Here is a 23,626-nt window from a genome sequence, read left to right as displayed (position 1 = left end):
GCGTATCCGGCGCAATCTGGTCCGATTTCAGCCCATAGCCAAGGCCATTTCCGTGATGGGAGCGATGCATGCGGCGCTTTGCCTTTATTGGCCCGCCGGGGCAGGGAATGGCGCGGAAAATCATGATCCCGTCTTTCCTGTTCCGAAACAGCGATGTAGGGTCCGGGGCATGAAATGGAACCTGCCAAACATTCTGACTGTATTGCGCCTGCTGGCCGCGCCGGGGCTGGCTGTGATGTTCCTGTACTTTACCCGGCCCTATGCGGACTGGTTTGCGCTGATCCTGTTCCTTTCGGCCGCGATCACCGATTGGTTCGATGGCTACCTGGCGCGCGCGTGGAAACAGGAAACCAAGATCGGGGCGATGCTGGACCCCATCGCGGACAAGGCGATGGTGGTGATCGCGCTTATGATTCTGGTCGGGTACTCGACCGAACACTGGACACCGTGGCTGGTGCTGCCCGCAACCGTGATCCTGTTCCGCGAAGTCTTTGTGTCGGGGCTGCGTGAATATCTGGGGGATGTGGCCGGAACGCTTAAGGTGACCAAGCTGGCCAAGTGGAAGACAACCGCGCAGATGGTGGCGATTGCGGTCCTGTTCTCGCAAGGGATATTCGAACACCACCTGGGCATGTCCGTTATGGGCATGGACCCCGCGCTTGTTGAACAGGTGTTGACAGGGCAGGTCAGCGACGAGGTCGGATTGCGCGGCTTTTACAACGGGATGGTCTGGTCGGGCCAGGTGGGGCTGTGGCTGCTGTGGATTGCGGCTGGTCTGACATTGATCACCGGCTATGATTATCTCATCAAGGCCATGCCTCATCTGAAGGAGAGTTAAGGGATGGACGTGCTGTATTTTGCATGGGTGCGCGAACGGATCGGCCTGCCGAAAGAGCGGGTCGAAACCGACGCCGCAACCGTCGCCGATCTGGTGACCGAGCTCAGCGCGCGCGAAGACCGCTATGCCGCAGCCTTTGCCGACCTGTCCGCGCTGCGCGTGGCGCTGGATCAGGAATTGTCGGATTTCGACGCCTCATTGGCGGGGGTGCGCGAGGTTGCCTTTTTCCCGCCGATGACCGGGGGCTGACACCATGCGCATCGCGGTTCAGGAACAAGAGTTCGACCTGGGCGCAGAGTCCAACGCCTTTGCCGACCGGGATACCGCAAACGGTGCCATCGTGACCTTTACGGGCGTTGTGCGCGACCTGGCCCAGGGCAATCTGGACAGGATGGAGATCGAGCATTACCCGGGCATGACCGAGCGTGCCATCACCAAAATCGCCGAAGAGGCCCGCACGCGGTGGTCGCTGGGCGATGTTCTGGTCATCCACCGCTATGGGCGGCTGGTGCCGGGGGACAGGATCATGATGGTCGCGACCGCGGCACCGCATCGCAAGGACGCGTTCGAAGCGGCCGAGTTTCTGATGGACTACCTGAAATCCCGCGCGCCGTTCTGGAAAAAAGAGATCACCACATCCGGTGCGGAATGGGTCGCCGCCAAGGATGAAGACGAAGACGCGCTGACCCGCTGGTAGCAGGCTCAGTCGGCGTTGTTGATCCGCCCGCGCAGTTCTTCGGCCTCGTGCCGGGCGGCGCGCAACCCGTCCATTGCCGCCGCCAGCTCTGCCTCGGTCTGCGTCAACTGGTTGGTCAGTTCCGCTTCGCGCTGTTGAAGATAGGTGATCGCCTGATCGCGGGTTTCCTCGGCTTCGTGCAATTCCTGGCTCATGCGGTCCAGGTCCGCCACGTCGCTTTGACGGACGCGGGACAGGCGATGGGCCAGCCAGTTTGCGAACCATCCCATGCAGAAGGCCGCGAACAGGATGATGGCCGTGGCGATGATGAATTCTGTTCTGTTCAACTTACTGCTCCTCCGAGCCCGCATCCGTTGCGTCGGTTTCAGGTGTTGCGCTTTCAGCTTCTATCGCGTCAAGCCCGGTTGGCGTATTGTCCACCGGCTCGGGTCGGATCAGGCGGAATTCGATGCGGCGGTTTTCTTCGCGACCTTCTTCGGTGTCGTTATCGGCGATGGGCTGCGTTTCGCCATACCCCACGGCCGAATAGCTTGACGTTGGAACGCGCCGTCCCCGCAGTTCGTTCAGGATGGATTGCGCGCGCGCCTGGCTGAGTTGCTGGTTCATTTCCTCGCGGCCCTGGCTGTCGGTGTGACCCTGGATTTCCATGCGGATCGGTCCGCAGTCGCGCAGGATGTCGGCGATGCGGTTCACGGTCTCGCGGGATTCTTCGGCGACGGTAGCCGACCCCGGTTCAAACGCGATCTTGTTGCCGGTTTGGATCTCGACAATCCGGGCCTCGCAGGTTTCGGGGTCGGGCAGGGCATCGGCGGGTTCTGGCGGGGCCTGGTAGGTGATGGCAAGCGTGTAATCCTGCGCATCGCCAAGCTTGTCGGCAAGCAACCCGGCGACAGTCGCACGCGCGCTCTCGTCGTGGGAAATTCCGCTCAGCTCGACGGCGTCGGGGGTTACGGTCAGAACCCCATTGTGCAGCTGCGACAACGCCTCCAGCCCGGCCAGAACGCGCACCGGCCAGTCCGATGGCAGGTCGGGGGCGATCCGGGTTGCCATATGGACCTCTTCAGTGCCAAAGGCGGCGCGGGCAAAGCTGTCGACCATGTCGCGCATGGCGTCGTCGCCCAGACGTCCGCGCAATTGCACCAGCCCCTCGGGGCTGCGGGTGGCCGAAAACTCGGGCGGTCCGGCCTGGGTGGGCGTTTCCGGCTCGGGCAGAACCGCGTGCAGTGCGAAGACATCCGGCAGTTTGTTTTCCAGCTCGCCCACGACCCTGTCAAACAGTCCCGGTGGTGTTCCTTGTGCCGCGATCAGGGTGATATCGGCATCGGACATGGTTACCGAGCCCTGGCCGATTTCGGCCAGTGCCGCGATGCTTTGCTTCGCGGCAAGCGACCAGCGCGGCGAAGGCACGCCCAGCCCGATCGTACAGGAATAAGGCCCGTCCATCCCCGCGGCCCGCGCTGCCGCGACGATCGTGTCGCGGGCCTCTTCGGTTTCGGCAGAGCAGGCGTCGAACTGGCTGCCCTGATCATCAATCAGGAACCGAAGCGTGAACGGTGTGATGACAGGCCGCGGCGCCGAGATGGACAAGCCGATGCGCAGGCTTGGCGGTGCCGACCGCGTCAGGCTTTGTTCCAGCCGGTCCTTTTCCTGCTGGCTGTCGGCGATGGCGGTGATCTTGACCAGGCCGGGGCTGGCCGAGATTTTGGCGCGGGGCAGGCTGGACAGCGCCCGAATTGCAAAATTCAGCGCATCGTCCCAGCCCTTTGGCTTGGGGTAATCCGCGCTTTCCATCAGGTCGGAAACCGATGTGCCGCCATCCAGGTCCTGCAAGCGTTCGACCAGGGCCTCGCGGTCCTCGCTGGCCGGGATCAGACCGATGACCGAGATACCGCTGTCGTTGCGCAGGATTTCAGCCGAAAACCGGGGCGGTGCCAGATCGGCGGTTGGGGCAACTTCCATTTCGTCGATGACCCGCGAGGTGTCGACCTCGGTGCCTGCGGCGGTCAGGGCGTTGAACCGCGTCGCCTCGTCCGGTGCGGTGCCTGTCAGCACCACCCGCAATCCGTCGGCCTGTACCTCGGCCCAGTCCAGCCCTTTCAGGTTCAGGGCCCGCCGCACGGCAAATTCCGATGCTTCCTCGGTCTTGGTCACCATGAGCCCGGCAGCCAAAAGAGACAGCAGGGCGGACACGGTAAAGATCGCGGCAACGGTGATGGAAAACGGCAGGCGCATGGGTTGGCTTGTGACTCCTCCGGCGATTGGACTGAACTCATATATCCCTGACGGCAGAGGTGCAATCAGAGCAGCAGCGCAACGCCAAGGAAGATCAGCGGAATCAAGCCGGTGTCCCGGTTGGCGCGGAACAGTTGCAGCAGCTTGGCGTTGTCTTCGGTGTCCAGCCCGCGCAATTGCCAGGCCATATGCCACCCCATGGCCCAGGGTCCGGCGATGGCCACCACTAGCGCGGCAAAGCCTGCGTCCGGCACGGCGGCGTCAATGATGGCCAGCCCCATGAGGGCCACGGTCGCAACCAAAAAGTACTTCAGCCATTTCGCAGTGTCCGTGCCAAACAACCGGGCGGTGGACTTGACCCCGATCAGGGCGTCATCCTCTGCATCCTGGTGCGCATAGATTGTATCATAGAACAACGTCCAGGCGATGCCGGACAGGTACAACAGAATTGCGGGTGACCCGACCGTTCCGCTATGGGCTGCCCAGGCCAGCAAGGCGCCCCAGTTGAAGGCTAGGCCCAGAAAAACCTGCGGCCACCAGGTGAACCGTTTGGCAAAGGGATAGATGGTGACCGGCAGCAGGGACAGTACGCCCATCGCGATAGCGGCGCGGTTGAAGGTCAACAGGATTGCAAAGGCCAGCAGGCATTGCAGCACCATCCAGATCACCGCTTGCCGGACACTGACCTGCCCGGACGGGATCGGGCGCGACCTTGTCCGCTCGACCCGGGCGTCGAAATCCCGGTCAGTGATATCGTTCCAGGTGCATCCGGCGCCGCGCATCAGAAATGCGCCCAGCATGCAGCCCACCGCGATCCACAGATCGCCCAGGCGCGCGTCGCCGCCCGCCAGAGCCGCCAGCGCCAGCCCCCACCAGCACGGAATCAGCAGCAACCAGGTCCCGATGGGCCGGTCGGCGCGCGACAGCCGCAGGTAAGGGCGGGCGAAGGCGGGCGCGTGGGTGTCGACCCAGTTGCCGCTGACGGCATCGGCGACCTGACCGTCTGGTGTTGGGGCATTGCCTTGCATATGTAAGGTCTCATGAGTGCAAAGATCAGACTGTATGTAGATCACCCTTTGGGTGCGGGGCAATCGGTTCCTTTGACGCGCGAGCAGGCGCATTACCTGTTCGGCGTGATGCGTCAATCCGTTGGCGGCCAGGTCGCCCTGTTCAACGGGCGGGATGGCGAGTGGCTGGCCGAGGTGGCCGAGGCCGGCAAGCGCGGCGGGGCGTTGACCTGCGTTGCGCAATCGAAACCACTGCAACTGCCCCCCGACCTGTGGCTGCTTTTTGCGCCGATCAAAAAGGCCCGCACCGATTTCATCGTCGAAAAGGCCGCCGAAATGGGGGCGGCCAGGATCATGCCGGTACAGACCGAGTTTACCAATTCCGAACGCATCCGGCAGGACCGGTTGCAGGCCCATGCGGTCGAGGCGGCCGAGCAATGTGGCGGCACCTTCGTGCCCGAAGTCACGGACCTGACCCGTCTGGACAAGGTGCTGGATGCCTGGCCGGACGGTCGGCAACTGATGTTCTGTGACGAGGCCGAGGTCGGCTCGGCCCTGCGGCTGGCCGGGCAGGACGGGCGCGCGCCCTGGGCCATTCTCATCGGTCCCGAGGGCGGGTTTTCAGCGCGCGAACGGTCGCGTCTGACCGGGTTGCCCTTTACCCATGTGGTCAGCCTCGGGCCTCGAATCCTGCGCGCGGACACGGCCGCGGTCGCTGCGCTGACGATGTGGCAGCAGGCGCTTGGTGACTGGGCCTGATGGCGAACGCATGCGACCTGACGCCCGGTGTTTTTCACGCCGCTGTGTTTTCTGTTTTGGATTCGGCGCCGCGTGCCTATATCGCGGTAAGACCCGATCCGGCGGGCCGCATCGCGCGGACCCCGTTCGGCACCAACAAGGAACCCGCGGCATGAGTTTCATACGACCCGAAGCCAAACTGACCCTGTGGCGCTGGCGCGAAGTTCTGGTGGCGGGGTTTGTGCTTGTCCTCGGCCTAAGCTGGATTGGCGGGCCCGGCGGTTTGCTGGGCTGGCTGGGTTGGGTTCTGGTGGCGGTTTCGCTGGCTCTTGCAGTCATCGGCATCCAGCGCGCGCGATTTCGTACCGGAGCGGGCGGTCCGGGCGTGGTGACCGTCGACGAGGGCCAGATCACCTATCTGGGCCCGCTGGATGGCGGCATCGTCGCCACCCGCGAGATCGAGCGGCTGGCGCTGGACCCGACCTCGAACCCTGCGCATTGGGTGCTGGACCAGCCGGGGCAGCCGACGCTTCACATTCCTGTGAATGCCGAAGGCGCCGAGGCGCTGTTTGACGTTTTCTCAAACCTGCCGGGTCTGAAAACCGAACAGATGCTGGCCGAACTGAATGGCGAAACGGTCCATCCCGTCGTCATTTGGGAACGCCGACCGATGCGGCCTGCCCATCTTCGGCTGCATTGACACCGGGGCGGTTTGCGCCCACGACTGACCCCAAGAAAGACACATCAGGATCGGAGCACAGGTCTCATGTCCATCCCCCAATCCGGCGGCGGGCCGATCGAACGCCACGAACAACTGGCCGAATATCTGGAATCGGGCTGTAAGCCCAAGCAGGATTGGCGCATCGGAACCGAGCATGAAAAGTTCGGCTATTGCAAGGATACCCTGAAGCCGCTGCCGTTCGACGGCACGCGCTCGATCGTGGCCGTGCTTGAGGGGCTGCGTGATCGCCACGGCTGGTCCGAGGTGCGCGAAGCGGGGCACCTGATCGGCCTGGAAAAGGACGGCGCAAATGTCAGCCTTGAACCGGGTGGCGCGTTGGAATTGTCGGGTGCGCCGCTGGAAACCATCCACGAGACCTGCGACGAGGTGAACATCCACCTGCGTGAGGTAAAGGATATCGCCGACGAGATCGGCGTGGGTTTCATCGGTCTGGGCGCCGCGCCGATCTGGACCCATGACCAGATGCCGCTGATGCCCAAGGGGCGTTACCGGCTGATGAACGACTATATGGAAAAGGTTGGCACCATGGGGCGCGCCATGATGCGGCGCACCTGTACGGTTCAGGTCAATATCGACTTTGGGTCTGAGGCCGACATGGTGCAGAAACTGCGCGTGGCGCTGGCGCTGCAACCGGTGGCGACTGCGCTGTTTGCCAATTCCCCGTTTTTTGAGGGCAAGGTGAACGGTCAGAAAAGCTGGCGCAGCTATATCTGGCGGCACCTGGATGATGCGCGGACGGGCATGTTGCCATTTGTGTTCGAAGACGGCTTTGGGTTCGAGCGTTACGTGCAATATGCGCTCGATGTGCCGATGTATTTCGTCTATCGCGATGGCCAGTATATCGACGCGCTGGGCATGTCGTTCCGCGACTTCCTTCAGGGCAAATTGCCAGCGCTGCCGGGTGAGACCCCGACCCTGTCCGATTGGGCCGATCACCTGACCACCGCCTTTCCCGAAGCGCGGATCAAGAAATTCATGGAGATGCGCGGCGCCGATGGCGGCCCGTGGCGCCGCCTATGTGCGCTGCCCGCGTTCTGGGTTGGCCTGACCTATGATCAGGGCGCGCTGGATGCGGCCTGGGATCTGGTGAAAGGCTGGGACGCCGAGACCCGCGAGGCACTGCGTATCGAGGGCGCCAAGGACGGTTTGCAGGCGCAGGTCGGTAGCATCAAAATGCACGATCTGGCCCGCGAAGTCGTTGCCATTGCCGATGCCGGCCTCAAGTCCCGTGCCCGCCCCGGTGCTGGCGGGCTGGTGCCCGACGAAACCCACTTTTTGAACGCGCTCAAGGACAGCCTTGAAACCGGCAATGTGCCCGCCGACGAATTGCTGTCGCGGTACCACGAAGAATGGCACGGCGACCTGACCCGGATTTATTCCGATTTCAGCTATTGATCGGCGCGCTCGGCACTAGGGGCCGGGTTTGCGCGCCTTGTGATCCGCGGGAACTGCCCGCAGCATGTCGCGCGGATCGGTCTGTCCGACCACCGCCATCTCGCTCACGGTGTCCGCGTCCGGCGCATTGCCATCGGGGCCAAGGATCGCGACCTCGACCGGGGACTGCGCCCGCCCGACCGAATTCAGCCGTTCGCGCCACCCGTGGGTGATTGCGTCCCGCGATGTCGAAACGCGACAGGGCCGTGTTGCGGACCGTCACGCCCGTAAGCAGGCGGCAAAAGACCGCCATCCACCGGTGCGCGCCTATGGTTTGGGGCCGCGATGTGTTATTATGCATGGATATTTGATCCATTTTGTACCCGCGGAGTGTGCCGGATGAGCGTCAAGATTCCCTCGAAGTTTACATTTGGTATTGATCTGGATGGCGGTCTCGATATCGACATTCCGACAAGCTATAGCATTGACATACCGACGGATTTCTCGGTCAGCGTGAAAGAGCTGGCGCCCATCGAGATACGGCCGATCGACCTGTCGCTGCGGCTGAAGGAAATCCCGTCGATACGCGGCCATCTGCCGGTGAACTACAAGATCGGGTTCAACCTGCTGGGGCGCGAAGTGGCCTGTGTTTCGTTGTGCGGGCAGGGGCAGTTCATCACGGAACCTTATGTGCCCTACCCGTGCGAGCCCAAGCCGCAGAAGCCTCAGAAACCACCGAAACCCGTGCCGGTTGGATAGGTGTGGCCATGGCAAAGAGCACCGGAAAAACCGCCAACCACATGTTCGAATTCATCGGTCCGCCCAGGCGTCTGGTGGCGGTTGGACAAGTGCCCGAACTGGCCCAGCCCGCGACGATAACGGGGCCGGTGGCCAAGTTGCTTTCTCCGGGGCGGCTGGCGCTGCGGGTGCGGCGCGCCGGGCGGCGCGCGGCAGGGATGAACCTGCGCCTTGCACCGCAGACCCCGCCGGGGAATTACAAGGGAAAGATTTCGGCCGGCAAGGCCAGCCATGCCTTCACGGCGCGCGTGTTGGCCAATACCAGCCTGGACGTGCTTACCGGTGCGCTTGATTTTTCCGGCCCACCCGGCGCGCGGCCCGTCGTGACACTGGCCTTTTCCAATAACGGCAATACCGACGTCGCCCTGCCGCGGGCGATTGCGGTTGCCCTGTTTGACGATGACGGGATCGAATCCGCCTTTGCCGCCAGCTATGCCAAGCCGCGCGACACGATGGATGCCTTTGTCTCGGCGTTTCATGGCAGGCTGCGGCAGGCGCATACCGGGATACTCAAGCTGGCGATTGCGCGCGGGTTTGGATCGCATGGGCCCGCAACCACCTTTTCTGCGGATTTCAGGCTGACCATCCCCGCAGAGATCGGGGCAGGACGCCGGTTTCACGGGATTGCCAGCACGGAATATTTCGACCTTCCCATTTCACTGTCCGTCACAAACGGAGCCGTATGATGACCTCAAAATGCAGACCTGACATGGATATGAGCGGCGTCGATTCCGCCCTTGGGGACCTTATCGCCGCGCAGCTGGGCCTGGGCCGCGAACTTGTAAAGGCGCTGCTGGCAGGGGGCGGTATCCTGGCGGATGGCGCACGCGGCATGAGCCTGCCGCGGGGCGCGTCTTGTTGTGACATCCCCGACCCGTGCTGGATGCCGCGCGCCGTCGGAGAAGTGACATGCAGGCTTGCACCCGGCGCACAGGGTGAAGTGTGCATTGACATCGTGAACGAGGATTTCCGCCCCCACAGCTATGAGGTCAAGGCCGCAGGGCAGGATGCGGGTGTCGTGCAGGTGGATGCCAAGGACCGGTCTTTTGTGCTTGGCCCCAAGGAACGGCGCACGGTTTCGGTCCGTGCCACCGTTCCGGCCAATGACAGAGACCCGGACAAAAGAACAAGCTGCTGCGACTGCGACGACCTGGACCTGCTGATCTGGGTGCGGGGCTGTGCCGATCATTACCTGCGCTGGGTGATCTGCCGCGATGACAAGGCGACGCGCCCCTGCTGCCACTGCGTCAGCGTGGACGACGTGCCGGATTACGAGTTGCACTGGTATGACCATTTCCACGTCATGCGCCCGTGCCCCTCGGAAATGGCCCGCGCCGGAGGCGGCAATGGCTGACAGGAAACTAAGCGAAACCATCCGAAGCGCCACATCGGTCAACCTGAAATACTCGGCCGACTTATTGAACCTGGGCCGCGAATATGTGCGTGCCTTTACCTCTGCCGTGACCGAAGGGGCCCCGCAGGACGCCGCGACACAGGACACCGCGCGCCCGCCGCTGCTGCTGGCGGGCAAGTCCGGCGAGATTGTGAATGCGGCTTTTGCCATCAACAATCCCGGCACGATGAAGGGCACGGTCACTCTTGCCGTGACAGGCGATTTCGGTGACACCAAACTTGGTGTCGACCCCGAGCGGTTGTCTTTTGACGACGGCACCGACGAGGTGGTGGTCCGTATTCTCGGGACGGTTGGCAAAAAGACCCCCGAAGGTAAGGATCATCCCGGTTCGGTGATCTTTCCCGAACTGGATTATCGGGTCATGGATTTCGTCCTGCGAAAACTGCCCTCCTGACCGGGGGTCATGTGATGGGGCGGAACGCCGGAAAAAATCCGCAGGACCGAGACCTTTCAGACCTTCTGGAAGATCTGGTCACCAGCGGGCACGCGCCGCTGGAAAAGGCCGAGCGCCTGATGCGGATCGCCTCCGATCTGTTGTCCGAACCCGCCCCCGCTGCGCCCAATGATACGGCGGCGCAGGGCAAGGGGGTCGCGGACACACTGGCCCATATCCTGTCGCTGGCCCTGGACAACCCGGACCTTTTGGCGCGTCATTTTTCCGCCTTTGCCGCGCAGGCGACCGAGATATTGCAACAGCCCGACTCTGTCGACCTGCAGCCAAGCCCCCGCGACCGCCGGTTCCGGGACCCTTTGTGGCGGCAAAGCCCGGTGCTGCGCGGGCTGATGCAGCTTTACCTTGCGTGGAACACGCATGTTCAGAACTGGCTGAACGCACAGGAGATGGATGAACAGGACCGTCAGCGGATCGAGTTTTTCGTGATGCAGATGAAGGCGGCCCTGTCCCCGACCAATCTGCCGTTGCATCCGTCGGCGATCAAGCGCGCCGAAAGCAGCGCGGGGCGGTCCGCGGTTCAGGGCATCAAGAATTTTGCCCTTGATCTACAGTATAACCGTGGAATGCCCCGGCAGATCAAACCTGGCGCTTACACTTTGGGTGAAACACTGGCTGTGACCGAGGGGGCGGTGATCCTGCGGCTTGAGCAGTTGGAGCTGATCCAATACGCGCCCCAGACGGATCAGGTCCATGCCCGCCCGGTTCTGCTGATCCCGCCACAGATCAACAAATACTATGCGTTCGACCTGAAACCGCAGAACAGCCTGCTGGGTTACCTGGTCGGGCAGGGGTTTCAGGTTTTCACCCTAAGCTGGAAGAACCCCGGCCCCGAAAGCGCGGATTGGGGGATGGAGGTCTATCTGGCGGCGACCCTGCAGGCGATCCATGCAATCCGCGCCACAACCGGCGCGGACAAGGTCAACCTGATTTCGGCCTGCGCCGGTGGGCTGACGGCCGTGTCTCTGCTGGGGTATCTGGCAGAAACCCGCGACCCGCAGATCGCCAGCCATTCATTGCTTGTGACGGCGCTTTATCCCGGCAACGGTTCGGTTCTCGAAGCCTTTACCACCCGCGAAAATCTGGAACTGGCGCGGCGTATTTCGCGCGAAGAAGGCACGATGGACGGGTTGGACCTGTCGCATCTGTTTGTCTGGCTGCGACCCGAGGACCTGGTCTGGAGCTACTGGGTGAACAACAACATTCTGGGGCGGCAGCCGCCGCCTCTGGACGTGCTGTTCTGGGACAACGACCCCACCCGTGTCCCGGCGCAGCTGCATTCAGATTTCATCGATATTTTCCTGTATGATGTCTTTCGACATCCCGGGCGGCAGGTTCTGTTCGGGGCACCTGTCGACTATGGCAAGGTATCGGTCCCGACCTACTTCGTCGGTGGGCTGGAAGACTACCTGATGCCCTGGCGCGGCATCTATCGGGCCGTGCATGCCTTTGGCGGCGACAACCGGTTCGTGTTGTCGACCAGCGGCCATGTGCAAAGCATCCTGCGGCCGCCCAACCTGGCCAACAGCGAATATTTCGTGAATGACACCCACCCCCCGGACCCCGACCAATGGTTGCGCAGCGCGCAGCGGCGGCCTGGCACATGGTGGGCGGACTGGGCGGACTGGTTGCGGCAGCACGCCGGACGCCTGCACCCCGCGCCTTCTGCGCCCGGTTGCCGCGACTTTGCCCCTGTTTGTGCCGCGCCGGGCGAATATGTCCTTGAACCGATGGTCTAGCCCCTCTTGCTTTCGCGCGTCGCTGTGATAGCAGGTCCCCAACAGCATTCAGGGGCCAGGTTCAGGAAACGTCATGGACGATCTCAAGGCAAAATATCTCGGTCAGATCGCCGATGCAGGTGACGAAAACACGCTCGAAGCGATCCGCGTCGCAGCCGTGGGCAAAAAGGGCGAGGTCGCGCTGAAGATGCGTGAGCTGGGCAAGATGACGCCCGAGGAACGCCAGGTCGCCGGTCCCGCGCTGAATGCGCTGAAGGACGAGATCAACTCGGCCCTGTCCGCCAAGAAAGCGGCCCTTGCCGATGCCGCGCTGGATGAACGTCTGCGCACCGAATGGCTGGACGTCACCCTGCCCACGCGCCCGCGCGGCCAGGGCTCGGTTCATCCGATCAGCCAGGCAACCGAAGAGCTGACGGCGATCTTTGCCGAGCTTGGGTTCTCGGTGGCCGAAGGGCCGCGGATTGAGGACGACTGGTACAATTTCGACGCCCTGAACATCCCCGGCCACCACCCCGCGCGGGCCGAGATGGACACGTTCTATATGCACCGCGCCGAGGGCGATAACCGCCCGCCGCATGTGCTGCGCACCCATACCTCGCCGGTACAGATCCGGTCGATGGAGAAGCAGGGCGCGCCAATCCGCATCATTTGTCCGGGCGGCGTCTACCGCGCCGACTATGACCAGACCCACACGCCGATGTTCCATCAGGTCGAGGGGCTGGCGATTGATAAAGACATCTCAATGGCGAACCTGAAATGGGTTCTGGAAGAATTCGTCAAAGCGTTCTTCGAGGTCGACGATGTCGAACTGCGCTTCCGCGCCTCGCACTTCCCCTTTACCGAGCCGTCGGCCGAGGTCGATATCCGCTGTTCCTGGGACAATGGCCAGCTGAAGATCGGCGAGGGCGACGACTGGATGGAGATTCTGGGTTCCGGCATGGTCCACCCCAAGGTGATCGCCGCTGGTGGCATCGACCCCGAGGTCTATCAGGGCTTTGCCTTCGGAATCGGCATCGACCGTCTGGCGATGCTGAAATACGGGATTCCGGATTTGCGGGCGTTCTTTGATAGTGATCTTCGCTGGCTGCGCCACTATGGGTTCGCGGCGCTGGATATGCCGAATTTGCATGGTGGTTTGTCACGGTAAATGTACCCGCTTGGTGTTTATCTGGGCCGATATGTCGATTGGTGGGACAATAGAGTTTCAAAGTTCCCCATTCGTTGGGCGATTGGACTGGCTGCTGCGCTGACCTTGGTATCAAGAGGGATCGATTATCTTCTGGGTCCGCAGCATCAGTGGCTGGGTTTGTTCATGCTGGTCGTCATATCTCCTGGCTTCTGGGCGATATGGGTGCGAACTTCTATTCGAGACAAAGCGCGAGAAGAAGAAAAAGCGCGAATTATGCGCGTCCAGAATGGGACCAAAAAGAGAAAGTAGAATGCGCGGAGCAAAGGCCGATAGGCCGCCGCGCCATCGCCAGACCGCCCGCACGGGCTGGCGATTTGTCTCCTCCCGCGCAACGTTCGAACAGTGCGCGGACTTGGCTGGCATAAAGTGCCCAGCACAAGCCTTGGATCGCCACCCCGCGGTCTGGCGACAGCGCGGCTTGTTGCATTTCCCCACAGGGTTGTGACGTGACAGCGCGCGCAGGCTCGCTAGGGTTCGAGGGATGATTTACCGACTGCTCTGCCTTCTCCTGCTGACCGCCACCCAAGCCACCGCTATCGAGACCTGCCACGGCGATACGGCCTGTGAGGTCGGCGACCGCTCATACCATGTGCTGGAACCCGATGGCTGGGATGGCGAAACGCCTCTGCCCGTATTGCTGCATTTCCACGGCTGGGCGCGGCAGGGGGATGTGGTTATCAACCATGAACGCATTGCCGGGGCGACCAGACGGCGCGGCGTGTTGCTGGTGGCCCCGAACGGGCTGGGCAAAAGCTGGGATTTCTGGACCTCGGACACGGGTGATGTGCCTTTTGCCGACCGGGTGCTTGAGGATGTCGCCAAGCGCTATCCGGTTGATCCGGACCGAATCTATGTCTCGGGTTATTCCTATGGCGGCGCGATGGCGTGGCGCTATGTCTGCCAGTCGGGCAATGATATCGCCGCCTTGCTGGCCGTCGCGGGCAGTATCCGTCAGACCGAGGATTGCCCCGAGGCCCCGCGTGAGGCGCGCCATGTACATGGCCTCAGCGATACGGTGATGGATTTTCCCTATGGCGCGAATGGCGATACGACCTATCCGGTGGCGTTGTGGCGCGCGGCCTATGGCTGTTCCGACGCGACCCCGCGCGGGGATTGGAGCGTTGAGCCATTCCTGACCCTCAGCCGCGTGGAATGGGCCGATTGCGCGCAAGGCCAGGTCACGCTGGACACCCATCCGGGCGGGCATTTCATCCCCCATGGATGGATCGGACGGCAGCTGGACGAGCTTTTGGGCCGCACCCCCACCTATCCCTGACGCGCAGCGCTTGCACCTTGGCGCAATCTTTGCCATTGCCTGTGCCAAACGGATGTTTGCCCAAAAAGGCCTGCTGCAATGAAATTCACTCTGTCCTGGCTGAAAGATCACCTTGATACGGATGCGTCGGTTGATGAGATCGCCGAGGCGCTGACCGACCTTGGCCTTGAGGTCGAAGAAATCGTAAATCCGGCGGACCGGCTGTCGGGCTTTACCCTGGGCCATGTGAAACATGCCGAGAAACACCCCGACGCCGACAAGCTGCGCGTCTGCACGGTGGCGACGGATGAGGGCGACCTGCAGATCATCTGCGGCGCGCCAAACGCGCGCGAAGGCATCACCGTCGTGGTCTGCAAGCCGGGCATGTACATCCCCGGTCTGGATATCACCATCAGCGTCGGCAAGATCCGCGGTGTCGAAAGCTTTGGCATGATGGCATCCGAGCGCGAGCTTGAGCTGTCGGATGAACATGACGGCATCATCGAACTGCCCTCGGGCGAGGTCGGCGACCGGTTCGTGGACTGGCTGGCCGAGAACGATCCGGCAAAGGTCGACCCGATGATCGAGATTGCGATCACCCCGAACCGCCCGGATGCGCTGGGCGTGGCGGGCATTGCCCGCGACCTGGCCGCGCGTGGTGTGGGCACCCTGAAGGAACGCGACTATGTCCCGGTGCCCGGCGACTATAAAAGCCCGATCCAGGTGTCGATTGATGACGACACGCTGGATGGTTGCCCGCATTTCACCGGCCGTCTGATCAAGGGCGTCAGGAACGGCCCCAGCCCGCAATGGTTGCAGGATCAGCTAAAGGCAATCGGGCTGCGTCCGATCTCGGCATTGGTGGATATCACCAACTATATGACGTTCGACCAGAACCGGCCGTTGCATGTCTTCGATGCGGACAAGGTTCAGGGCGACCTGCGCGTGCACCGCGCCAAGGGCGGCGAAAAGCTGGTGGCGCTGGATGAAAAAGAATACACCCTGCAGCCCGGCATGATGGTGATCTCGGATGACAAAGGCCCCGAATCCATCGCCGGTATCATGGGCGGCGAGGAAACAGGATGTACCGCCGACACGGTGAACGTCTTTCTGGAAAGCGCGTTCTGGGATCATGTTCAGATCGCGCTGACGGGTCGTGCGCTCAAGATCAACTCGGATGCGCGTTATCGGTTCGAGCGGGGCGTCGACCCGGAATACACGCGCGAGGGGCTGGAGCACGCAACGCAGATGATCCTTGATATCTGCGGCGGCGAAGTCTCGAACGTGGTCGAGGCGGGCAAGGCCCCGGATCATTCGCGCGCCTACAAGCTGAATGCGGCGCGTGTGCAATCGCTGGTCGGTATGGAGATTCCCGAAAGCGAACAGCGCCAGACGCTGACGCGTTTGGGGTTCCGGCTGGACGGAGAGATGGCGCATGTGCCCAGCTGGCGCCCCGACGTGATGGGCGAGGCCGATCTGGTCGAAGAGGTTGCGCGTATCGCGTCGCTGACCAAGCTTCAGGGCAAGCCGTTGCCCCGCGTGACCGAAGGCATTCCCAAGCCCGTGATGACACCCACGCAGCGCCGCCAGTCCATGGCGCGCCGTACCTGCGCCGCGCTGGGGTACAACGAATGCGTGAGCTATACCTTTATCGACCAGCGCGCAGCCGCGCTGTTCGGTGGGGGCGACGATACGACGAAGCTGGAAAACCCGATCTCGTCCGAGATGAGCCATATGCGCCCTGACCTGCTGCCCGGGCTGTTGCAAGCCGCCGCACGCAACCAGGCGCGCGGCTATGACGACCTTGCGCTGTTCGAGGTCGGGCCGGTGTTCCACGACGGCGAGCCCGGCGACCAGCAGACCCAGATTACCGGCCTGATCGTGGGGCGGACCGGCCCCAAGGACGTGCACGGAACATCCCGGCCGGTTGATCTGTATGACGCCAAGGCCGATGCCGAGGCCGTTTTGGCCGCCATCGGCGCCCCGGCCAAAGTGCAGGTCCTGCGTGATGGCGATGCCTGGTGGCATCCCGGTCGGCACGGCAAAATCTGCCTGGGCCCGAAAAAGGTACTTGGCGTGTTTGGCGAACTGCATCCGCGGGTTCTTCAGGCGATGGATATCAAAGGCCCGGCTATGGCCTTTACGATCTGGCCGGACGCCGTTCCGATGCCGCGGAAATCGGGTGCGACGCGCGCGGCGCTGGAACTGCGCGACCTGCAGGCGGTTGAACGCGATTTCGCCTTTGTCGTGGACGCAAATGTCGAGGCTCTGACACTGGTCAACGCGGCGGCGGGCGCGGACAAGACGCTGATCGAGGATGTGCGCGTCTTTGACGAGTTCATCGGCGGCAGCCTGGGCGAGGGCAAGAAATCCCTGGCCATAACCGTCCGCCTTCAGCCCAGCGACCAGACGCTGAAAGAAAAAGACATCGATGCGGTGGCCGAAAAGATCATCGCCAAGGTGACCAAGGCGACAGGCGGCACCCTGCGCGGGTAAAGGCCTGAACCGACGCTGAAACAAAACGCGCCTTCAGGCGCGTTTTCATTTCGACAGATGTTTCGCCAAAAGATCAAACACCAGCCTGATGCGTCGGCTGGTGTGCAATTCGCGGTGGGTTGTCAGCCAAACGGGAAACCGGATCGGGTCGGTTTCCGGCAACAGGCGCACGACGCCAGGCGTGCTGTCCCCGACCTCGTGGGACATTGGCGCAATGCCGAACCCCTGTTTGACATATTCCCAGGCGACAATGCCGCTTTGGGAGCCCAGCCGGAAATTGTCCCGTGTCAGGTGCACACCCAGCGGTTCGAAATGTTCAATCATTCTGTCGGGATCGCCAAAGCTGATGAACGCGTGCCGGGACAGATCGTTCTTTGACTTTGGGTAGCCGTTGTCTTGCAGATACGCGGTCGAGGCATAGAAATGCGCCGCGGCGTTCTGCACAAGTTTCGCAATCAGGTCGGGTTGGTCCGGGCGGACATGTCGAATGGCGATATCGGCCTCGCGGCGCATCAGGTCGCGAATATCGTTTGCGGCGATGACGTCGATTTGCAGCCGGGGTGCCTGGGCGCGGATATCGCGCAGAATGTCGGGCAGGACATAGGCCGACATGATGTCGCTGGCCGTGATGCGAACCTGCCCCTCGATGGATTGCACCTGGCCCGAGGCCGCCAGCGCGATGCGGTCTGCCGCTGACCCCATTGCGCGGGTATGTTCCAACAGCTCGACCCCGGCGCCTGTCATCTGCAAGGACCTGCCGACCCGTTCAAACAGCATCACGCCCAGATCGGATTCAAGCGCGGCGATCTGCCGGCTCAGCGTCGGCTGCGTCTGGTCCAGCCGTCGCGCCGCCGCCGAAAGCGACCCGGTCTCAGCCGTGGCAAGAAAGGCGCGGATATGGTTCCAGTCAAATTTGCGCGGATCGTCCATACGTAAATGTATAAGGGTTTTGCGAATTTCGGCAATTCATCTTTGAAATGCGTATCAGTACCCTGCCCGCAAAGGAGATCCGATATGACCGCCACAGCCAAATTCTGGGACGGAATCGCCGAGAAATACGCGAAATCCCCGATCAGGGACATGGAAGCATACGAACACACCCTGCAACGCACCGCGTCCTACCTGAAGCCGACCGATCAGGTGCTGGAACTGGGATGCGGCACCGGCCGCACTGCTTTGCGGTTGGCGGATCATGTCGATACGATCACGGCCAGCGATGTGTCCCCCGGCATGCTGGCCGTGGGGCGCAGACTTGCCCAGGAGCAAAAGACCCAGAACGTCACACTTGTACAGGCAGAGGCGAGCCAGCCCCCGAACTGGACCTATGATGTGGTGATGACGTTCAATCTGTTGCACCTTGTGCAGGACCTGGACGCAACCCTGGCCCGGGTTCATCAGGTGTTGAAACCCGGCGGTCTGTTCATCTCGAAAACGCCCTGTCTTGCACAGGGCGGTTTGGGGTTCAAATTCGGATTGTTGAAGCTGCTGTTGCCGGTCATGCAACTTGTCGGCAAAGCCCCATACGTCAATCAGTTCGACATCAAAACGCTGGAATCCACCGTCGGGAACGCCGGGTTTGAAATCATCGAAAGCGGGAACTTCCCGGTCACGCCGCCCTCTCGCTATCTGGTGGCCCGCCGGGTCTGACCCGGGCAATACCGTGGCTGGAAATTTCCGCATTGGGCTTTGCGCGTTTGCACTCTAAACAGGGTGTGAAACAAGACGCGGAGACAACGCCATGGGATTGAACGTTTACCTTTCAGGAGAAATCCACACGGACTGGCGCGAACAGATCATCGACGGGGCGCAGGGGCTGGATGTCACGTTCAACAGCCCGGTGACCGATCATGATGCCAGCGATGATTGCGGTGTCGCCATTCTGGGGGCCGAAGCGAACAAGTACTGGCACGATCACAAGGGTGCAATGGTCAACGCCATCCGGACCCGCAAGGGGATCGCCGATGCAGATGTGGTCGTTGTGCGCTTTGGCGACAAGTACAGGCAATGGAACGCGGCATTCGATGCAGGCTATGCTGCGGCATTGGGAAAGTCGCTGGTGGTCTTGCACGGTGACGACCATCAGCATGCCCTGAAAGAGGTTGACGCCGCCGCACTTGCCGTCGCGCAGGACCCGTCGCAGGTCGTGGACATTCTGCGTTATGTCCTGACGGGTAAACTGCCGGGCTGACCAGTTAGCCCTCGAAACCCCGTACCGCCTTTTGCAGCCATGGCGCCGGGAACAGGCGCCCGTCGATATGCGTCGGTGTGGCCAAGACCGGTTTGGCAGTCCGGCGGACCTGACCCTGAAAACATACATTCTGGGGAAAACTTTCTGGCGTTTCCCATAAAACTGGCTGCCGCTTTGTGAAATGAGCTAACAACTATTATGCGCATCCGCGTCAGGCAAACAGGAAAGAGGGAAAAATGCTGGGAGAATTCAAGTCGTTCATTGCCAAGGGCAATGTGATGGACATGGCCGTTGGTATCATCATCGGTGCCGCTTTTACCGCGATTGTCACATCCCTGGTCGGTGATCTGATCAACCCGCTGATTGGGCTGTTCACCGGCGGGGTGGACTTTACGAACAACTACGCCGTTCTGGCCGGTGATGTTCCGGATGGCGCAAGCCTGGAAGCCGCGCGGGAAACCGGGGCGTCGGTTTTCGCCTATGGTGCCTTCATCATGGCAATTATCAACTTTTTGATCATTGCCTGGGTTGTTTTCATGCTGGTGAAAATGGTCAACCGGGTCAAAGATGCAGCAGCGAAAGAGGAAGAAGCCGCAGAAGAGGCGCCCGCAGGCCCAAGCGAGCTTGATATCCTTATGGAAATCCGGGATTCGTTGAAAAAGTAACGAAACCTGCGGCAGCTGATTTGCGGCTGCCGCTATCCCATTTCGAAAGAAGAGTAACATGGATCAGGCAATGGATTTGGCGGACCAGGCATGGCCGCTTTTGATCAGTGCGGGCAAGGCACTGGTCGTTTTGGTATTGGGCTGGATCGCAGCCGGATGGATTTCGGGCGCGGTCCGAAAACGGATCAACAAGGCGTCGCAGATCGACCCGACATTGGGGAATTTTGCCGCCAGCGTGGTCAAATGGGTTGTCCTGGCCATCGTTCTGGTGGCCGTGCTGGGCATATTCGGGATCGAGGCAACCAGTATCGTTGCAATCCTGGGTGCAGCCTCGCTTGCCATCGGTCTGGCATTGCAGGGTACGCTCAGCGATCTGGCGGCCGGTGTCATGCTGGTGGTTTTCCGGCCCTACAAGCTGGGTCAATTCGTCGATATCGGCGGAACAGCCGGGACGGTGCAGGATCTGAACCTGTTCACCACGGAACTGGTGACGCCGGACAACGTGCAGATCATCGTGCCCAATGGCCAGGCCTGGGGGTCGATCATCACCAACTATTCCGCCCATGACACGCGCCGCGTCGACCTGGTTTTCGGAATTGACTATGGCGACAATGCGGATGATGCGATGAAGATCATCCTGGATGTCGCCGGTGCCGATGCCCGTGTCCTGAAAGACCCCGAGCCATGGGTTCGCGTGACCAATCTGGGCGACAGCTCGGTCGACCTGACCGCGCGGCTGTGGTGCAAGGCGGCCGATTATTGGGACGTCAAGTTTGAAACAACCAAAGCGGTCAAAGAAGCCTTTGATGCCAAGGGTGTTTCCATTCCCTATCCCCATTCGGTGGAAATTCAGAAACAGGGCTGAAGCTCCCGCCAGTCGTACGAGCATTCGGGAATGCTCTTCTCCTGTTGGGCCGGGCGCCGCGCTTTTGCGCGGCGCCTTTATTGCGTCGAGTCTATGCCGCGCAAGCGTGGTGCCGCAGGTGGCCCGTCAGGTCTTGATGACCATGGATGGCGATACGACATCGATCCCCAGCGCTTTGCCAACCGCGTAATAGGTCAGTTGGCCTGCGTGAACGTTCAGCCCGTTCAGCAGGTGGGGATCGTCCTGGCACGCCTGTTTCCAACCTTTGTCGGCAAGCGACAGCAGGAAAGGCAGGGTTGCATTGCCCAGCGCGATGGTCGAGGTGCGCGCAACAGCGCCCGGCATGTTGGCCACGCAATAATGCATGATGCCATCCACGTCGTAGATCGGATCGGCATGGGTCGTGGCCTTCGAGGTCTCGAAACATCCGCCCTGGTCGATCGCGACATCCACCAGAACAGCGCCGGGTTTCATCGTGGACAGTTGTTCGCGCGTGACCAGCTTGGGGGCCGCCGCGCCGGGGATCAGCACAGCCCCGATCACCATGTCAGCGTCCTGGATCAACTCGGCCGTTGCTCCGGCGGTTGAATATTGGTTTTTGAACCGGCCGCCGAACACATCGTCGAGATACCGCAATCGCGGCAGGGACCGATCCAGAACGGTAACATCGGCGCCCATACCGGCGGCGATTTGTGCGGCATGCGTGCCGACGACGCCTCCGCCGATCACAACAACCTTGGCGGGGCCGACACCGGGAACGCCGCCCATGAGAACGCCGCGCCCCCCATTGGCCTTTTGCAGAGTCCACGACCCGACCTGCGGCGCAAGGCGCCCGGCCACTTCGGACATCGGGGCCAGCAGGGGCAGCCCGCCCTGCGCATCGGTCACGGTTTCATAGGCGATGGCCGTACAACCCGAATTCAGCAGGTCATGCGTCTGATCAGGGTCCGGCGCCAGGTGCAGATAGGTAAACAGCACCTGGTCTTCGCGCAGCATCTTGCGTTCGATGGCCTGTGGTTCCTTGACCTTGACGATCATGTCGGCAGTGGCAAAAACCTCTTGGGCGGTATCGACGACCCGCGCGCCCGCAGCGACATAGGCCGCGTCATCGAAACCCGATCCGGCACCGGCGCCAGTTTCGATTATGACCTCATGGCCGTGGGCAACGGCCTCGCCAGCCGCGTTCGGGGTCATGCCAACCCGGAATTCCTGGGGTTTGATTTCCTTGGGGCATCCGATTTTCATGTGGGCTCTCCATCCTGTACCTGATTCAAATATGTGCGGGCGAAGACGCAATTTCTGTGAAATCCCACGCGCATCCGGGGTGGATTGCGGGAGAATCTTCCGCTAAGCATGATCCATCTGCAAAAAGTGTGCGTAAATGAGCCTGGATACAACAGACCGCAAGATTCTGGCGGCCCTTCAGCGTAAGGGCCGGATGTCGAATGCTGAACTGTCCGAGCAGGCCAACCTGTCGCCTTCGGCCTGCCACCGGCGGGTTCAGAGGCTTGAGGCCGAGGGGTATATTCGTGACTATGTGGCGCTGTTGAACGCCCGCAAGCTGGGGGTTCCGACCACGGTGTTCGTGGAAATCACGTTGCAGGGTCAGGCAGAAGAGGTGTTGGAAGCCTTTGAAAAGGCGGTGGGCCGTATCCCTGATGTGCTGGAATGTCACCTGATGGCGGGAACCGCGGACTATATCCTGAAAGTCGTCGCCGAAAATACCGAGGACTTTGCCCGCATTCACCGCCAATACCTGTCGCGCCTTCCCGGCGTGGCGCAAATGCAAAGCTCATTTGCGCTGCGGACCGTCTTTAAGACAACGGCATTGCCTGTTTAATGGGCGTGGTCGGCAGGGGCGACCCGCCCGAGGCCCCGTTGCGTCAATAGGAACGCTTGTATCCCGCGCCGGACGGGTTCACATTCGGGTCCTCGGGTCGCAATCATCGCAACGGATGACATTTGCCGGTTACACATACCCGTTACGGTCCGAACCCGATGAAAGATAAGGAGCAGACCTTGGCTGACGACAAGAGTTATGAGCCCACAGACTGGCTGGAAGCTGAGCTTGAAGACACGCTGGACGAAGATTTCGAGATAGAATTCAGCGAGCCGATGCTCTCGATGGAAATTCGCAAGATCTATCGCAACCAGCACCCAGAGATGTTGGACCGAAAGGTGTATTTCCGGAACCTGCTGCGCCTGCAGGCGGAACTGATCAAGGTTCAGGACTGGGTTCAGCACACCGGTGCAAAGGTCTGTATCCTGTTCGAAGGACGCGACAGCGCGGGTAAGGGCGGTGTGATCAAGCGGATCACGCAGCGGTTGAACCCACGCGTTGCCCGCGTCGTTGCCTTGCCCGCCCCAAGCCGCCGCGAACAGAGCCAGTGGTATTTCCAGCGATACGTCCCCCACCTGCCTGCGGCCGGCGAGATCGTTCTGTTCGACCGGTCCTGGTACAACCGCGCCGGGGTCGAACGGGTGATGGGCTTTGCCGACGAGGACCAGGTCGGGCAGTTCTTTCAGGACGTCCCCGAATTTGAACGTATGCTGGTGCGGTCGGGGATTATCCTGCTGAAATACTGGTTCTCGATCACGGACGAAGAACAGCAGCTGCGCTTTCTCATGCGGATTCACGACCCGATGAAACAGTGGAAACTGTCCCCGATGGACCTTGAATCCCGCATCCGCTGGGAATCCTATACCAAGGCCAAGGAAGACATGCTGTTTCGCACCAATATCCCCGAAGCACCTTGGTATATCGTGGAAGGCAATGACAAAAAGCGCGAGCGCCTGAATTGTATCGAGCACCTGCTGACCAAGATCCCCTATGAGGACGTGCCGCAGGAAAAGGTCACCTTGCCGGACCGGCGCTATAACCCCGAATACGAAAGACGGGTTCTTCCGGACGAGCTTTACGTTCCGAAAATCTATTGAC

26 protein-coding genes are annotated in these 23,626 nt (G+C 61.5%); 21 read left to right on the top strand and 5 right to left on the bottom strand.

Annotated features, from left to right (window positions below; translation table 11 throughout):
* The first annotated feature begins 169 nt into the window (after window positions 1-169).
* The 3 genes from pgsA to ACXAG8_RS12865 are packed head-to-tail and all read left to right on the top strand — an operon-like array spanning window position 170 to window position 1,535.
* A complete protein-coding gene (pgsA, locus tag ACXAG8_RS12875) occupies window positions 170-838 on the top strand; it encodes a CDP-diacylglycerol--glycerol-3-phosphate 3-phosphatidyltransferase (protein ID WP_475225762.1) in 669 nt (222 codons plus the stop codon).
* A gap of 3 nt (window positions 839-841) precedes the next feature.
* Window positions 842-1,087: a molybdopterin converting factor subunit 1 gene (moaD, locus tag ACXAG8_RS12870; protein ID WP_475225756.1), complete on the top strand. Its 246-nt coding sequence runs from the start codon at window positions 842-844 to the stop codon at window positions 1,085-1,087.
* Between the two features lie 4 nt (window positions 1,088-1,091).
* Window positions 1,092-1,535, top strand: coding sequence for a molybdenum cofactor biosynthesis protein MoaE (locus ACXAG8_RS12865; RefSeq protein WP_475225751.1), 444 nt, complete (start codon window positions 1,092-1,094; stop codon window positions 1,533-1,535).
* A gap of 5 nt (window positions 1,536-1,540) precedes the next feature.
* Here ACXAG8_RS12865 and ACXAG8_RS12860 read toward each other — a convergent pair whose 3' ends face one another.
* The 3 genes from ACXAG8_RS12860 to ubiA all read right to left on the bottom strand — a co-directional run bounded on the left by ACXAG8_RS12860 (window position 1,541) and on the right by ubiA (window position 4,795).
* A complete protein-coding gene (locus tag ACXAG8_RS12860) occupies window positions 1,541-1,861 on the bottom strand; it encodes a hypothetical protein (protein ID WP_475225747.1) in 321 nt (106 codons plus the stop codon).
* A 1-nt stretch (window position 1,862) separates the two neighbouring features.
* Entirely contained in the window at window positions 1,863-3,767 is a 1,905-nt protein-coding gene (locus tag ACXAG8_RS12855) for an OmpA family protein (RefSeq protein ID WP_475225741.1), read from the bottom strand.
* 65 nt (window positions 3,768-3,832) lie between these two features.
* Entirely contained in the window at window positions 3,833-4,795 is a 963-nt protein-coding gene (gene ubiA, locus ACXAG8_RS12850; protein WP_475225735.1) for a 4-hydroxybenzoate octaprenyltransferase, read from the bottom strand.
* Window positions 4,796-4,807: 12 nt separating this feature from the next.
* Between ubiA and ACXAG8_RS12845 the strand changes: the two genes are divergently transcribed.
* The 12 genes from ACXAG8_RS12845 to pheT all read left to right on the top strand — a co-directional run bounded on the left by ACXAG8_RS12845 (window position 4,808) and on the right by pheT (window position 16,970).
* Complete coding sequence (locus ACXAG8_RS12845) at window positions 4,808-5,533, top strand: 16S rRNA (uracil(1498)-N(3))-methyltransferase (RefSeq protein WP_475225732.1); 726 nt, start codon at window positions 4,808-4,810, stop codon at window positions 5,531-5,533.
* Window positions 5,533-5,688, top strand: coding sequence for a hypothetical protein (locus tag ACXAG8_RS12840; protein ID WP_475225728.1), 156 nt, complete (start codon window positions 5,533-5,535; stop codon window positions 5,686-5,688). The genes ACXAG8_RS12845 and ACXAG8_RS12840 overlap by 1 nt, the downstream gene beginning before the upstream one ends.
* Complete coding sequence (locus tag ACXAG8_RS12835; RefSeq protein WP_475225725.1) at window positions 5,685-6,212, top strand: hypothetical protein; 528 nt, start codon at window positions 5,685-5,687, stop codon at window positions 6,210-6,212. Before ACXAG8_RS12840 ends, ACXAG8_RS12835 begins: the two co-directional genes overlap by 4 nt.
* A gap of 66 nt (window positions 6,213-6,278) precedes the next feature.
* A complete protein-coding gene (locus ACXAG8_RS12830) occupies window positions 6,279-7,649 on the top strand; it encodes a glutamate--cysteine ligase (RefSeq protein WP_475225720.1) in 1,371 nt (456 codons plus the stop codon).
* 378 nt (window positions 7,650-8,027) lie between these two features.
* A complete protein-coding gene (locus ACXAG8_RS12825) occupies window positions 8,028-8,387 on the top strand; it encodes a hypothetical protein (RefSeq protein ID WP_475225713.1) in 360 nt (119 codons plus the stop codon).
* Between the two features lie 8 nt (window positions 8,388-8,395).
* Window positions 8,396-9,112, top strand: a complete 717-nt coding sequence (locus ACXAG8_RS12820) for a hypothetical protein (protein WP_475225710.1) — start codon at window positions 8,396-8,398, stop codon at window positions 9,110-9,112.
* 29 nt (window positions 9,113-9,141) lie between these two features.
* Entirely contained in the window at window positions 9,142-9,780 is a 639-nt protein-coding gene (locus ACXAG8_RS12815; protein WP_475225707.1) for a COG1470 family protein, read from the top strand.
* Window positions 9,773-10,234 (top strand): hypothetical protein, encoded by a 462-nt coding sequence (locus tag ACXAG8_RS12810; RefSeq protein ID WP_475225703.1) that lies wholly within the window; start codon window positions 9,773-9,775, stop codon window positions 10,232-10,234. Before ACXAG8_RS12815 ends, ACXAG8_RS12810 begins: the two co-directional genes overlap by 8 nt.
* A gap of 14 nt (window positions 10,235-10,248) precedes the next feature.
* A complete protein-coding gene (locus tag ACXAG8_RS12805) occupies window positions 10,249-12,030 on the top strand; it encodes a PHA/PHB synthase family protein (RefSeq protein ID WP_475225696.1) in 1,782 nt (593 codons plus the stop codon).
* 73 nt (window positions 12,031-12,103) lie between these two features.
* A complete protein-coding gene (gene pheS / locus ACXAG8_RS12800) occupies window positions 12,104-13,177 on the top strand; it encodes a phenylalanine--tRNA ligase subunit alpha (RefSeq protein ID WP_475225688.1) in 1,074 nt (357 codons plus the stop codon).
* 523 nt (window positions 13,178-13,700) lie between these two features.
* The gene (locus tag ACXAG8_RS12795; protein WP_475225683.1) at window positions 13,701-14,495 is read left to right on the top strand and encodes a CE1 family esterase; all 795 of its coding nucleotides are present in this window, start codon (window positions 13,701-13,703) and stop codon (window positions 14,493-14,495) included.
* Window positions 14,496-14,573: 78 nt separating this feature from the next.
* Window positions 14,574-16,970, top strand: coding sequence for a phenylalanine--tRNA ligase subunit beta (gene pheT, locus ACXAG8_RS12790; protein ID WP_475225675.1), 2,397 nt, complete (start codon window positions 14,574-14,576; stop codon window positions 16,968-16,970).
* Window positions 16,971-17,015: 45 nt separating this feature from the next.
* Here pheT and ACXAG8_RS12785 read toward each other — a convergent pair whose 3' ends face one another.
* Entirely contained in the window at window positions 17,016-17,900 is an 885-nt protein-coding gene (locus tag ACXAG8_RS12785; RefSeq protein ID WP_475225668.1) for a LysR family transcriptional regulator, read from the bottom strand.
* 84 nt (window positions 17,901-17,984) lie between these two features.
* On the opposite strand from ACXAG8_RS12785, the gene ACXAG8_RS12780 reads away from it, so the two are divergent.
* The 4 genes from ACXAG8_RS12780 (at window position 17,985) to ACXAG8_RS12765 (ending at window position 20,688) form a co-directional block, all read left to right on the top strand.
* Window positions 17,985-18,617 (top strand): class I SAM-dependent methyltransferase, encoded by a 633-nt coding sequence (locus ACXAG8_RS12780; RefSeq protein WP_475225663.1) that lies wholly within the window; start codon window positions 17,985-17,987, stop codon window positions 18,615-18,617.
* A gap of 91 nt (window positions 18,618-18,708) precedes the next feature.
* Window positions 18,709-19,158, top strand: a complete 450-nt coding sequence (locus tag ACXAG8_RS12775; RefSeq protein WP_475225660.1) for a YtoQ family protein — start codon at window positions 18,709-18,711, stop codon at window positions 19,156-19,158.
* A 236-nt stretch (window positions 19,159-19,394) separates the two neighbouring features.
* Entirely contained in the window at window positions 19,395-19,823 is a 429-nt protein-coding gene (mscL, locus tag ACXAG8_RS12770; RefSeq protein WP_475225655.1) for a large conductance mechanosensitive channel protein MscL, read from the top strand.
* A 58-nt stretch (window positions 19,824-19,881) separates the two neighbouring features.
* The gene (locus ACXAG8_RS12765; protein WP_475225651.1) at window positions 19,882-20,688 is read left to right on the top strand and encodes a mechanosensitive ion channel family protein; all 807 of its coding nucleotides are present in this window, start codon (window positions 19,882-19,884) and stop codon (window positions 20,686-20,688) included.
* 126 nt (window positions 20,689-20,814) lie between these two features.
* Here the strand turns inward: ACXAG8_RS12765 and ald are convergent, their stop codons facing one another.
* Window positions 20,815-21,933: an alanine dehydrogenase gene (gene ald, locus ACXAG8_RS12760; protein WP_475225648.1), complete on the bottom strand. Its 1,119-nt coding sequence runs from the start codon at window positions 21,931-21,933 to the stop codon at window positions 20,815-20,817.
* 136 nt (window positions 21,934-22,069) lie between these two features.
* On the opposite strand from ald, the gene ACXAG8_RS12755 reads away from it, so the two are divergent.
* A complete protein-coding gene (locus tag ACXAG8_RS12755; protein WP_475225645.1) occupies window positions 22,070-22,528 on the top strand; it encodes an Lrp/AsnC family transcriptional regulator in 459 nt (152 codons plus the stop codon).
* A gap of 158 nt (window positions 22,529-22,686) precedes the next feature.
* Window positions 22,687-23,625 (top strand): polyphosphate kinase 2, encoded by a 939-nt coding sequence (ppk2, locus tag ACXAG8_RS12750; RefSeq protein ID WP_475225642.1) that lies wholly within the window; start codon window positions 22,687-22,689, stop codon window positions 23,623-23,625.
* Window position 23,626 lies beyond the last annotated feature (1 nt).

It is taken from the genome of Ruegeria sp. ABD4_443, assembly GCF_056160865.1.
The sequence above is the reverse complement of the archived record's forward strand: the minus strand, read 5'-3'. Positions and strand labels throughout refer to the sequence as shown.